The organism is Streptomyces sp. DSM 40750, from assembly GCF_024612035.1.
Lineage (GTDB): Bacteria > Actinomycetota > Actinomycetes > Streptomycetales > Streptomycetaceae > Streptomyces.
This window is the reverse complement of record NZ_CP102513.1, coordinates 2394145-2407052: the sequence shown is the minus strand read 5'-3', so window position 1 is coordinate 2407052 and position 12908 is coordinate 2394145. Positions and strand designations below refer to the sequence as shown.

At 72.5% G+C, this 12908-nt stretch carries 9 protein-coding genes; 8 read left to right on the top strand and 1 reads right to left on the bottom strand.

Features of this window, described 5'->3' with window-relative positions:
• The first annotated feature begins 26 nt into the window (after nucleotides 1-26).
• The 6 genes from JIX55_RS10745 (at nucleotide 27) to JIX55_RS10720 (ending at nucleotide 10188) form a co-directional block, all read left to right on the top strand.
• Nucleotides 27-854, top strand: a complete 828-nt coding sequence (locus JIX55_RS10745; protein WP_257563072.1) for a MetQ/NlpA family ABC transporter substrate-binding protein — start codon at nucleotides 27-29, stop codon at nucleotides 852-854.
• 149 nt (nucleotides 855-1003) lie between these two features.
• The gene (locus JIX55_RS10740) at nucleotides 1004-1642 is read left to right on the top strand and encodes a GNAT family N-acetyltransferase (RefSeq protein WP_257563071.1); all 639 of its coding nucleotides are present in this window, start codon (nucleotides 1004-1006) and stop codon (nucleotides 1640-1642) included.
• 126 nt (nucleotides 1643-1768) lie between these two features.
• On the top strand, nucleotides 1769-2977 hold the full coding sequence (gene cbiE, locus JIX55_RS10735) for a precorrin-6y C5,15-methyltransferase (decarboxylating) subunit CbiE (RefSeq protein ID WP_257563070.1): 1209 nt from the start codon (nucleotides 1769-1771) through the stop codon (nucleotides 2975-2977).
• A gap of 347 nt (nucleotides 2978-3324) precedes the next feature.
• Nucleotides 3325-7752, top strand: coding sequence for a nicotinate-nucleotide--dimethylbenzimidazole phosphoribosyltransferase (gene cobT, locus JIX55_RS10730; protein ID WP_257563069.1), 4428 nt, complete (start codon nucleotides 3325-3327; stop codon nucleotides 7750-7752).
• A gap of 278 nt (nucleotides 7753-8030) precedes the next feature.
• Complete coding sequence (gene cobA, locus JIX55_RS10725) at nucleotides 8031-9263, top strand: uroporphyrinogen-III C-methyltransferase (protein ID WP_257563068.1); 1233 nt, start codon at nucleotides 8031-8033, stop codon at nucleotides 9261-9263.
• Between the two features lie 106 nt (nucleotides 9264-9369).
• Nucleotides 9370-10188, top strand: coding sequence for a TrmH family RNA methyltransferase (locus JIX55_RS10720; protein ID WP_257563067.1), 819 nt, complete (start codon nucleotides 9370-9372; stop codon nucleotides 10186-10188).
• Nucleotides 10189-10313: 125 nt separating this feature from the next.
• Here JIX55_RS10720 and JIX55_RS10715 read toward each other — a convergent pair whose 3' ends face one another.
• A complete protein-coding gene (locus JIX55_RS10715; RefSeq protein WP_257569287.1) occupies nucleotides 10314-11642 on the bottom strand; it encodes a serine/threonine-protein kinase in 1329 nt (442 codons plus the stop codon).
• A gap of 196 nt (nucleotides 11643-11838) precedes the next feature.
• Between JIX55_RS10715 and JIX55_RS10710 the strand changes: the two genes are divergently transcribed.
• Together JIX55_RS10710 and JIX55_RS10705 are read left to right on the top strand one after the other, a co-directional pair.
• On the top strand, nucleotides 11839-12078 hold the full coding sequence (locus JIX55_RS10710; RefSeq protein ID WP_028796681.1) for a hypothetical protein: 240 nt from the start codon (nucleotides 11839-11841) through the stop codon (nucleotides 12076-12078).
• Between the two features lie 255 nt (nucleotides 12079-12333).
• Entirely contained in the window at nucleotides 12334-12534 is a 201-nt protein-coding gene (locus JIX55_RS10705) for a hypothetical protein (RefSeq protein ID WP_257563066.1), read from the top strand.
• The last annotated feature ends 374 nt before the right edge of the window (nucleotides 12535-12908 follow it).

Genomic DNA, 12908 nt, shown 5'->3' with positions numbered 1-12908 from the left:
TCCACCCAAAAGGAAAGGCACTTTTCGTGCGTAACACCACCAAGCTGACCACCGCCGTGCTCGCCGCCGGAGCCCTCACCCTCGGGCTCACCGCCTGCGGCGCGGGAGGCGACTCCGCCTCCGACACGAGCGGCCCGCTGGTCGTCGCCGCCAGCCCGACCCCGCACGCCGAGATCCTCACCTTCGTCAAGGACAACCTGGCGAAGGACGCGGGCCTCGACCTGGAGGTCAGGGAGTTCACCGACTACGTCACGCCGAACACGGCGACGGAGGACGGGTCCGTGGGCGCCAACTACTTCCAGAACCAGCCGTACCTGGACGACTTCAACAAGAAGCGGGGCACCCACATCGTGCCCGTCGTCACGGTCCACCTGGAGCCGCTCGGCCTCTACTCGAAGAAGGTCAAGAGCGCGGACGCCCTGAAGAGCGGTGCCACCATCGCCGTCCCGAACGACAGCGTGAACGAGGCGCGTGCCCTCAAGCTCCTCGAAGCGGGCGGGATCATCACCCTGAAGGACGGCGTGGGCAACGAGGCGACCCCCGCCGACATCACGAACAACCCGAAGAACCTCAAGTTCAAGGAGTTGGAGGCGGCCCAGACCCCGCGCTCCCTGGACGACGTCGACGCCGCGGTCGTCAACGGCAACTACGCCATCGAGGCGGACCTCTCGCCCGCCGAGGACGCCCTCGTCCTGGAGTCCGCGAAAAACAACCCGTACGGCAACTTCCTCGCCGTCAAGGAGGGCGACGAGGACGACCCGCGCGTCGAGAAGCTCGCCGAGCTCCTCACCTCCGCCGAGGTCAAGAAGTTCATCGAGGACAAGTACGACGGTTCGGTGATCCCCTCCTTCTGATCGGCCGACGGCACGTATACGGCGTATCGCCACGCATGGGGTCCGCTCCCTCACTCGGTGTGGGCCCTGTGGTGCGATTCAGTGCTTTCATGCTGCATGCTGGGCAGTTCAGCAGGCCCTCAAAGTTTTCGAAGGTTACGGAGCGGCGCATGATGAGCACCTTTCCCGACATCTCCATCAGCACGGAGCGGTTGGTTCTGCGCCCGTTCGACGAGGACGACATCCAGGCGCTCACCGAGATGATGAACGACGAGCAGGTGATGGCCTGGACCGATGTCCCGCAGCCCTTCACCGAACGCGGCGCCCGTAATTGGATCACCGAGTACGCGCCCGCCGAACGCGTCTCCGGACGCGGCCTCGACCTCGCCGTCACCGAGTTCCTCACCCAGCGCCTGGTCGGCGTCATCCAGTTGACCAAGACGGACTGGCACGTCCGGTCCACGGAGCTGTCGTACGTCGTCGCCCCCTGGGCGCGCGGCGAGGGTTACGCCTCCGAAGCCGCCCTCGCGACCGCCCAATGGCTGTTCCGCGAGCAGAAGTTCGAGCGCATCGAACTGCGCACCGCCGCCGACAACACCGCCTCCCAGCAGGTCGCGCAGAAGATCGGCTGCATCAGCGAGGGCGTGCTGCGCAACGCCTGCATAGCGCGCACCCGCACCGCCGAGGACGGCTGGACCGAGATCCGCACGGACTTCATCATCTGGAGCCTCCTCCCCGAGGACATCGAGGGCGTCAGCGAGGAACTGGCCGGCAGCGGTGGTTTCGGCTCCTACGCGGACTGGAACTGAACAACCCACGGGCACGCGCACGGCCGCCGCCCGGCCGCCGGGTCCCTCCGCGTCACCAGGTACCCTCACGGGACCCTGTGCGGGCATTCCCGACGACCTGCGAAGACCCTCTGGAGACTGACGACGATGGCCGACCGGGTCACGGTGATCGGCTGGGACGGCTCTCCCCTGACCGCCGCGGCGCGCTCCGCCCTCGCCGCCGCCACCCTGGTGGCCGGCGCCGCCCACCACCTGGCCCTGCCCGAGGTGCCCCCGACCGCCGAACGCATCCGGCTCGGCAGTGTCGCCCTCGCCGCCCGCCGTATCGCCGCCCACCGCGGCACCGCCGTGGTCCTCGCCGACGGCGACCCGGGCTTCTTCGGAGTCGTCCGCACCCTGCGGGCCCCCGAGTTCGGCCTGGAGGTCGAGGTCGTCCCCGGCGTCTCCTCCGTGGCCGCCGCCTTCGCCCGCGCGGGCATGCCCTGGGACGACGCCCAAGTGGTCGTCGCCCACCGCCGTACGCTGCGCCGCGCGGTGAACGTGTGCCGCGCCCACACCAAGGTCGCCGTCCTCACCTCACCCGGCGCCGGCCCCGCCGAGCTCGGCCTGCTCCTCGACGGAGTTCACCGCACCTTCGTCATCTGCGAGGAACTCGGCACCGAACGCGAACGTGTCACCGTCGTCACCTCCGACAAGGCCGTCGACCACACCTGGCGCGACCCCAACCTCGTCATCGTCATCGGCCCCGCCACCGGGGGAGAGGGCGGCGGCTGGCTCGCCGGCCGCGACCCCGGCGCCGGCCCGCGCGGCTGGGCCCTGCCCTCCGGTGTCTACGGCGGCGCGATGGGCGAGGGCGAGGCCGAACTGCTGCGCTCCTCCCAACTGGCCCACCTGGGACCGCGCGTGGGCGACCTCGTGTGGGACATCGGCTCCGGCAGCGGCGCCTTCGCCACCGAGGCCGCCCGCTGCGGCGCCGCCGTCATCGCCGTCGACCGCGACCCCGAGGCCTGCGGCCGTACGACGCTCGCCGCCCGCCGCTTCGGCGTACAGCTCCAGGTCGTCCACGGCACCGCCCCGCACATCCTGGAGAACCTCCCCGAACCGGACGTCGTACGCGTCGGCGGCGGGGGAGCGGCGGTGGTCTCCGCCGTCGCCGACCGCCGCCCGCAGCGCATCGTCACCCACGCCCTGACCCGCCCCGCCGCCGAGCGCGTCGGACGGGATCTGACCGAGCACGGATACGAAGTCCAGTGCGACTTCGTGCAGTCGGTCGAACTCGACACAAGGGCCTGGACGGAGCGGGAACGGAGCGTTGCGTTCCTGCTCAGTGGGACGCTGCCCGACCGTTCCCTGTGATCCGGTTGTCGTACCGGCGCGGTAGGCTGGCCGACCGTCGTACCGCACCTAGACATCCGGCACTTCGTCGGTCAATGTCCTAAAAGCGCGCCCGTTTTGAGGGCGTGTGTGGTACGGCAGAACGGGGAGGACGCGCAACGTGGCGCAGTCCACAGTGGACCGTCGCGGATCAAGCTGTCGCGACGGCGGGATGACCGGGACAATGGCCATTCAATGGCTTTGTCGACTTGCAGGCGGGTCGTCACGTGCCGCTTGGCACGCACGCTCGTTCTTCACAGTGGGGCGGTCGGTGCGCCGTTCCCGGGCCAGCTGGCATGGAAGCACTAACCGATGGGCGAGGGGTACGCATGACCGACACCGGCCAGGTCCCGGGCGAGGGACTGCCGGAGAGCGCAGGCATGGTGGAGCAGCCGGGCGTCCCTGCGCCGGGTGCGTACACCTACCTCTCCGAGACCGCCGCCGAGGACGAAGACCTCCTGCTGCCGGGCGCCCAGGGCGCGTGGGGCAACGAAATGCCGCCGCCCGCCCCCGAACCCGTCGTCCAGGTCGTCCACGAGAGCGTGCACGAGCCGGGCCCACACGAGATGTCCGGCCGGGACAGCGGTTCGATCGACCTCGGCGCCGTGCGTACTCCCGTCGCGACGCCCGTCCCGCAGCCGCCGGTGGCCCGCCGCCCGCTGCACCTCGGCCCGCTCACCCCCGACGCCTCCGCCAGTCCGGTCCGCTCCCTTGCCGACCGAGGCCCGGCGGACGCCCCGGTCCCGCCCAGCGCCGCACGCCAGCCCGGCCCGGCCACCACCGGCCCCGAGTACCTCGACGTGCCCCCGCAGACCACGTCGCAGTGGGTCGGCGCCCCCGCACCGGCCGCCGCCGCGCCGGGAGTGGCCACCGGGGGTGCGGCTGCAGAAACGGTCGTTCCGCAGGAGGAGCAGATCTCCGTGGCCGTCGCGGAGGCCTCGCAGGTCGTCGCGGACGCACCCCAGGAGCTTCAGGAGGCCCAGGACCCCGAGGCCCTCCACCAGGCCCAGGACGCCGCCTACGCCCTGGCCCAGGAAGCCGCGATGGCCCAGTTCCGGGCTCCGGAGGCCGTCGGGACGCCCGTTGCCGCCCAGCCGCAGGCCCCGGAGATCGCCGAAGTCCCGGAGGCCGCTGAGCCCCAGCCTCTGGAGACCGCCGAAGCTGCGGTTGCCGCCGCTCAGTTGCAGGTCCCTGAGGCCGTCGAAGCCCCGGAGGCCGCTGAGCCCCAGCCTCTGGAGACCGCCGAAGCTGCGGTCGCCGCCGCTCAGTTGCAGGTCCCCGAGGCCGCCGAAGCCCCGGCCGCCGTCCAGCCCCAGGCCCCGGAAGCGGCTGAAGGCCTGGCCGCCGTCCAGCCTCAGGCCCCGGAGGCGGCCGTGATGCCGCCGGCGCCCGAAGCGGCCGAGGTCCCGCCTGCCGCGGAGGCCCCGCAGGCCGAGGTGCCGCAGGCCCCCGAGCACGTGGAGGCAGTGTCCGAGACGCCGGCCCCCGAGACGCGGGCTCCCGAGGCGCCGACCCCTGAGGAGGTCGCGCCCGCCGCAACGGCCGCGCAGGTTCCGGATGCCACGCCGTTCCCCCCGGCCGCCCAGGACCCCGACCCGGTCCAGGCCCAGGCCGCCGCCGAGGCCCAGGACGTCCCCCAGGTTCCGCAGGAGCCCGAGGAGGGCGCCGAGCCCGTCGACGCGTCCGCACTGCCCCAGGTTGCCGAGCCACCGCAGGACGCCGCCGCTGTGCTCTCACCGGCCGACGCCGCCGTGCCGCCGACCATGGCGGACGACGCCGAGCAGGCCGTGGCCGCCTCCGAGCAGCCGACGCCGACCGCCGTAGCCGATCAACAGGCCGTCGCCGGCGTGCCGGATCCGGAGACCGCGATCGCGGCCCCGGACCAGGAGAGCGCGAGTGCCGTCCCCGACGAGCGGGCCGAGCACGTAGTACCGGACGCCGCGCAGCACCCCGCGGCCGCGCAGGACCAGCAGCAGCCGACGGCGGAAGCCCTGGTCGCCGAGGAGCCGCAGCCGGCAGAGGCCGGGGCAGTGGAGGCCCAGCCGGTGGAGGCCGCGCAACCCCAGCCGGAGGCCCTCGACGAAGAGACGCAGCCGCTGGAGGCCGCGCTGCCGGAACCGCAGCCCGCCGTCCAGAGGCCGCAGGCCGCCGAGCCGGTCGCACCCGCCGCAGATGTCGCGGCGGCGGACCAGGTGGCGCAGGTCGCCGACTCTGCCCCGCAGCCGGAGGCCGAACAGCCGCCGGTAGCCGAGTCCGCGGTCGTCGCCGGGGCCGAGGTCACGGACGTGAGCGCAGTGGACCAGGACGACCAGGCCCCGGACGCCCACGAGCCCGCCCCCGCAGAGCAGCCGACCGGCGAGGCTCCGGCTGAGCTCGACGTACCCGCGGCCGAACCCGCGGCCGACCCCGCCATGGACCCGGCCGCCATGGACCCTTCAGCCACCGAGCACCCGGTCGCCGAGCCCCCGGCGCCTGTGCCCTCCCAGATCGACGCCCTCCAGGGAGCCGTCGTCCAGACCCCGGCCGAGCCCGCCCCCGACGCCCCGCTCGCGGACGCACCCCAGGAGCCCCGGCCCGAGGCCGACCAGCCGCTGGGCCAGTTCGTGCCCGTCGAGGGTTCGGTGCCGACCACCCCGCACCTGGCCCCGACTCCGCCCCGTGGGGTGGTGGTCCCGCCGCTGCCCGCGGACGACCAGGTGACGCCCGTCGCCGCCCAGTTCCCGGCGGCCGAGGGACAGACGGAGGCGGCCGAGGAAGCCCCGGAGACGGCGGTGGAGCCCGTGGCCACCGTCCCCGCCCCCCGGGACGCCGAGGCCGCGACGATCGTCGTACCGCAGCCGCTCGCTGCGGCGGCCGACGCGGATCCCCAGGTCGTCCAGAACGCGGAGGACCTTGACACCAGGGCCGCCGACCAGGAAGACAGCGAAGCAGCGGCGGTGGAAGCAGTGGCAGCAGCCGAGGAGAACACGGCCCCGGTGGACGAAGCACCCGAAGACGTACGGGAAGAAGTACGGCAGCCCACGGGCCCGGCCGCGCCCGCCTACGAGGACGCCGAGCGCGAGGCCGTCCTCAAGGTGATGCGCGAACGCCGCGACATCCGCAACGGCTTCCGCAGCGACCCCATCCCGCACGACGTGCTGCTCCGGGTCCTGGAGGCCGCCCACACGGCGCCTTCCGTCGGCCACTCGCAGCCCTGGGACTTCGTCGTCATCCGCTCGGCCGAGACGCGCCGCACGATGCACGAACTCGCCCAGCGCCAGCGCGAGGCGTACGCCAAGTCGCTGCCGAAGGGCCGCGCGAAGCAGTTCAAGGAACTGAAGATCGAGGCCATCCTCGACACCCCGGTGAACATCGTCGTCACCGCCGACCCGACCCGTGGCGGCCGCCACACCCTCGGCCGCCACACCCAGCCGCAGATGGCCCCCTACTCCTCCGCGCTCGCGGTCGAGAACCTGTGGCTCGCGGCCCGCGCCGAGGGCCTCGGCGTCGGCTGGGTCAGCTTCTTCGACGAGCGCGAGATGGTCCGCGCCCTCGGCCTGCCCGAGCACCTGGAGGTCGTGGCGTACCTGTGCGTCGGGTACGTCGACGAGTTCCCGGAGGAGCCCGAGCTGATGCAGGCGGGCTGGGCCAAGCGCCGCCCGCTGTCCTGGGTCGTCCACGAGGAGACGTACGGCCGCCGCGCCCTGCCCGGCGCCGAGCCGCACGACCTGCTCGCCGAGACCGTCGCCGGCATCCGCCCGTTGGACGCCAAGGCGCTCGGCGAGGCCTGGGAGCGCCAGAAGCGGATGACGAAGCCCGCCGGCGCCCTCGGCATGCTGGAGATCATCTCCGCCCAGCTGTCCGGCCTGTCCCGCCAGTGCCCGCCGCCGATCCCGGAGCCCGCGGCCGTCGCGATCTTCGCGGGCGACCACGGCGTCCACGCCCAGGGCGTCACCCCCTGGCCGCAGGAGGTGACGGCCCAGATGGTCGCCAACTTCCTCGGCGGGGGAGCGGTCTGCAACGCCTTCGCCACCCAGGTGGGCGCCGAGGTCTGTGTCGTGGACGTGGGCGTGGCGAGCGACCTCCCGGCCACCCCGGGTCTGCTGCCGCGCAAGGTCCGCGCCGGTACGTCCGACATGACCACCGGGCCCGCGATGACCCGCGAGGAGGCCAAGCAGGCCATCGAGGTGGGCATCGAGACCGCCCGCGATCTGGTGGCCGCCGGCAACAAGGCACTCCTCACGGGCGAGATGGGCATCGCCAACACCACGGCCTCCGCCGCGTTGATCTCCGTCTTCACCGACGCGGACCCCTCCGAGGTCACCGGCCGGGGCACCGGCATCAACGACGAGACCCTCGCCCGAAAGACCGAGGTCGTCCGCCGCGCCATCGAGCTCCACCAGCCGGACCCCGCCGACCCCATCGGTGTCCTGGCGGCGATCGGCGGCTTCGAACACGCCGCCATCGTCGGTCTTCTCCTGGGCGGCGCCTCCCTCCGTACGCCGGTCATCCTCGACGGCGTCAGCGCCGGCGCCGCCGCCCTGGTGGCCCGCGCCATCGCCCCCGAGGTCCTCGCCGCCTGCATCGCCGGCCACCGCAGCGCCGAACCCGGCCACGTCGCCGCCCTCCAGAAGCTGGGCCTCCGCCCCCTCGTCGACCTCGATCTCCGCCTCGGCGAGGGCACGGGCGCCCTCCTGGCCCTTCCGGTCGTCCAGAGCGCGGCCCGGGCGATGCACGAGGTGGCGACCTTCGACTCGGCGGGGGTAACCGAGAAATAAGGGAGTGGGTGCCGGGTGCTTCTCTGACCCGGCTGAGGTTGTGGGCAGTCGTTCCGCAAGGTGGAACGGCTGGGCACAACCGCCCACCGGGGCCACACGCCCGGAGCCCCCGGTTTCGGGAAGGGGCGGGTACGGGGAGAGAAACCCCACCCGCCGCACCCCATCCCACCCCCGACCCCGCCGGCCCCTCACCTGCGCTCTAAAATCCCACGTCAGGGCCCACTCCAAAGCCGCAGTGGCCCGCCTCGCACGCCGCCAGCCCGAGGAGCCGCACCCTCATGGCCGAACACCCCGCCTACCCCGTAGGCCTCCGCCTCACCGGCCGCCGAGTGGTCGTCATCGGCGGCGGCCAGGTCGCCCAGCGCCGCCTCCCCGCCCTCATCGCGGCCGGCGCCGACATCCTCCTCGTCTCCCCGGAAGCCACCCCCTCTGTCGAGGCGATGGCGGATGCGGGCGAGCTGACCTGGGAGAAGCGCCCCTACGCGGAGGGCGACCTCGCCGACGCCTGGTACGCCCTGATCGCCACCGGCGACCCGGAAGCGAACACACGTGCGTCCGCCGAAGCGGAGCGGAACCGCGTCTGGTGCGTCCGCTCCGACAACGCCGAGGAAGCCACCGCCTGGACTCCGGCGACGGGCCACAGCGAGGGTGTCACGGTCGCCGTCCTGACCACCCGCGCAGAGGGCCGCGACCCCCGCCACACCGCCGCCATCCGTGACGCGGTCGTCGAGGGCCTGCGCGACGGCACCCTTGTCGCCCCCCACCACCGCACCCGCACCCCCGGTGTCGCCCTCGTCGGCGGCGGCCCCGGTGACCCGGACCTGATCACCGTGCGCGGCCGCCGTCTCCTCGCCGAGGCGGACGTCGTCATCGCCGACCGCCTCGGCCCACGCGACCTGCTCGCCGAACTGCCGCCGCATGTCGAGGTGATCGACGCGGCGAAGATCCCGTACGGCCGTTTCATGGCACAGGAAGCGATCAACAACGCGCTGATCGAGCACGCGAAGCAGGGCAAGTCGGTCGTACGCCTCAAGGGCGGTGACCCGTACGTCTTCGGCCGGGGCATGGAGGAACTGCACGCGCTCGCCGAGGCCGGCATCCCCTGCACGGTCGTCCCCGGCATCTCCAGCTCGATCTCCGTCCCGAGCGCGGCCGGCATCCCGGTCACCCACCGGGGCGTCGCCCACGAGTTCACCGTGGTCAGCGGCCATGTGGCCCCCGACGACGAGCGTTCCCTGGTCGACTGGCCGGCCCTCGCCCGGCTGACCGGCACCCTCGTGATCCTCATGGGCGTCGACAAGATCGGCCGGATCGCCGAGACCCTGGTGGCGAACGGCAAGTCCCCGGACACCCCGGTCGCCCTGGTCCAGGAAGGCACGACGGCCGCACAGCGCCGGGTCGACGCGACCCTCGCCACCGTCGCCGAGACCGTGCGTACGCAAGAGGTCAAGCCGCCGGCGGTCATCGTGATCGGCGAGGTCGTGAAGGTGGGGCCCGGGACGAACGCGTGACACCGGGCGGCGACCCCGGACCGTAGGGCAACGGAACCGTAACCACCGGTAACTCGACCCGTCCCAAGCCGTTGGCACCACACCCAGGACAAGGCAGTATCACCCTGTGGCCGATCTCATCACCATTGAGGACCCCGACGACCCGCGCCTGCGCGACTACACCGGCCTGACCGACGTGGAGCTGCGCCGCAAGCGCGAACCCGCCGAGGGCCTGTTCATCGCCGAGGGCGAGAAGGTCATCAGACGGGCCAAGGAAGCCGGCTACGAGATGCGCTCGATGCTGCTCTCCGCCAAGTGGGTCGACGTCATGCGCGACGTCATCGACGAACTCCCGGCCCCCGTCTACGCGGTCAGCCCGGAACTCGCCGAACAGGTCACCGGCTATCACGTGCACCGGGGCGCCCTCGCCTCCATGCAGCGCAAGCCCCTGTCGACGGCGGACCAGCTCCTGGGCGCCGCCCGCCGGGTCGTGATCATGGAGTCGGTCAACGACCACACCAACATCGGCGCGATCTTCCGCTCTGCCGCCGCTCTCGGCATGGACGCGGTCCTTCTCTCCCCGGACTGCGCCGACCCGCTCTACCGCCGTAGCGTCAAGGTCTCCATGGGCGCGGTCTTCTCCGTGCCGTACGCCCGCCTGGACACCTGGCCCAAGGGCCTCGACGCGGTCCGCGACGCCGGTTTCACCCTGCTCGCCCTCACCCCGGACGAGAAGGCGAGGACCCTCGACGAGGCCGCTCCGCACCGGATGGACCGCGTGGCCCTCATGCTCGGCGCCGAGGGTGACGGCCTCTCCACCAAGGCCCTCATGTCGGCCGACGAATGGGTCCGCATCCCCATGGCCCACGGCGTCGACTCACTCAACGTGGGCGCGGCGGCGGCAGTCGCCTTCTACGCGGTGGCGACGGGAAGGCCGCAGAACTAGGGGCCGCACTACCCCCGCCCCGACAGGGACGCGGGGAACCGCGCGATCAGCCCCGAACAACCCGCAGCACACGAACAACCCGCAGGCCCGAGCTCTGTCTTCGCCCGCCGCACCCGGACCGACCGTCAGTCGCTGCCCAACTCCGGCAACGACCGCTCCTGACGCACGCCGCCGTTCCGCCCACCGTCACCGTCGAGCCCACGCGACGGTCCCTGACACCCTTGCGCCGTAGCGATACCGAGCGCCGCCAGCAACGTCACCACGACGAAGACGACGAGCCGCTGACGCAGCAGCCGCGGATTGGCGGGCCGTCGCCCCGTCCCATTGGTCCGGGGCCCCGACCGCCCGGCACCACTGCGCGGCGCGGGCCGCCTCCCGGAGCCGGTGGTGTTGCGGGACGGCCCAGGCCGCGCCCCGGGCCGGGAGCCACCCCCGGTCCGCGAACCGCCGCCCGTCCGGGAGGCACCCCCGGCCCGGGGCGGCGGTGTACCCGGTGCCCCCGGCTGGGACTTACGCGTCTCCGGCGGCTGCCGCAACGTGCGCTGCTCGACGTACTGCTCCGCGAGCCGCCCCGAGGGCCTGTCCGGATCGGTACGCGGTGCGGGCGGCCGGACATCGACCATTCCCTGCGCCTCACGCGCGGCGATCTCCTTGAGCCGCAGCGACAGTTGCAGCGTGCTGGGCCGCTCCTCCGGGTCCTTCGCCAGACAGGCGCGGACGAGGGGAGCGAGTGCGTCGGGCACGCCGCGCAGTTGGGCCTCCTCGTGCACCACCCGGTAGAGCATGACCTCCGAACTGCCGTGTCCGAAGGGCGAGTCGGAGGTCGCCGCGTAGGCGAGCGTGGCTCCGAGGGAGAAGACGTCCGTGGCCGGTGTGACCGCAGCCCCGCGCACCTGTTCGGGCGCGAGGAAACCGGGCGACCCCACGGCCGTACCGACATGGGTCAGGGTCGAGGCCCCGGTCGCCCACGCGATACCGAAGTCGATGATCCGCGGCCCCTTCGGGGACAGCAGGATGTTGGACGGCTTCAGATCACGGTGTACGACACCGGCCTCGTGCACGGCCACCAGCCCCTCGGAGAGGGCGGCACCGACGGCGGCCACATCGGCGGCCGACATGGGCCCCTCGTCGGCGACCTTGTCGTGCAGTGAGGGCCCCGGGACGTACTGGGTGGCGAACCACGGCCGGTCCGCCTCCAGATCGGCGGCGACCAGCCGGGCCGTACACCCGCCCCGGATCCGCCGCGCGGCCGACACCTCGCGCGCGAACCGCGATCTGAACTCCTGATCCTCCGCCAGATCCGGCCTGATCACCTTCAGCGCGACCCGCTGTCCACGCCGGTCGGAGCCCAGATAGACGACGCCCATTCCGCCCGCGCCGAGCCGTCTGTGGATCCTGAACGAGCCGACGACGCGCGGGTCCTCGCGCCTCAGGCGCATCATCGCCATGTTCATCCCCGCTGCCCGTTCCGTCTGACGAGCCACAGCTTACGTTTCCACGGCCGGGCGTGCGCAGAGGCCGCGCCCTCACGACCCGATCGATTGTCAGTGCCGGGTGGGAAACTTGAAGGGTGGTCAGGGAACAGGAGTTCGGGCCGGTGTTGGGCTGCCTGTGATCCCAACCACCCACCACAGAAGGGGGATTGAACCCGTGAAGGGTGACCGTGTGGAGATAGTCGTGGATGCCGGGGACACGACGCGCACCTACGAGGTGATCGCGAGCAGGGCCGGCCGCCGGGTGGAGACGGCGGTAAGGCGAGGTGTCGTGGAAGTGAGCGAAGTCACCCGCAACGGCTCCGTGGTGCGTACGGCCAGGTTCATGGCGAACCGGGTCCTCGCGCTGGTCGAACAGCCGGTGCCTCGTGAGGACGGCTCGGAGCGGAACGGGTAACAGAAGGGGCGGAACGGGCGACCCCTCCGGGAAGACCCGGAGACCTAGGACCTCATCTCCACCCTGGGGAGTACGTCGCAGGTCATCGCTCATCCTCCGGGAGGCCCGGCAATCGGTACGAGGGCATGACGACCCCTACCCGCCGCGCGCCTAGATTTGAGGTCAAGCGGCGGGTGCAGCACTCGTCCCCCGAGGTCAGACACCCGCCGCTGCCAACAACAAGCAAGACCGACGAGAACAGTCAGAGGAGGGACCATGGCCTACACGGCACCGCGGACCGAGATCCGCACACGGGAGCGCACGGCGCTCACCGCCGACCGCCGTCCGGGTCGTCGCCACCCCTTGGTGGCGACCGCGATGGTCCTTCCCCTGGCGGCCCTGCTCGTATACGCCTTCGGCGGTTGGGAAGCAGTGGTCACACAAGCGTCGTCCGTGGGTGTGATGCTGGGGCGCTGAGCGGCGACCCCAGGCCCGGAAGAGCGGTCCGGGCGGGGACATCCACCCATGAAACCCCGTGGGGACGGGGGTGCGGCGGACGGCAACAAACGCCCGCGCAGCTGGGGAGCTGCGCGGGCGTTGTTTTTTTGCGGACCGAGACCGAAGCGCGGGTGCTGTCGCTACGCCCACAACCATCTGCGGCAGCCCACCACCACAAACCTCACCTGCCAGCCTGCGGGAGCGCGCCGCCGTGCCCCCCGCCCGTCCCAGCTGCGGGCAGTCGTGCCGCTGGGGCGGCACGGGTGGGCGCAGCGGCACCTCGTGACCGCCGAGCTGCGGAACCTCCCCCCGGCCGACCCCAGCCAACGGCGCCTTCCCGCATAGGCTCACGT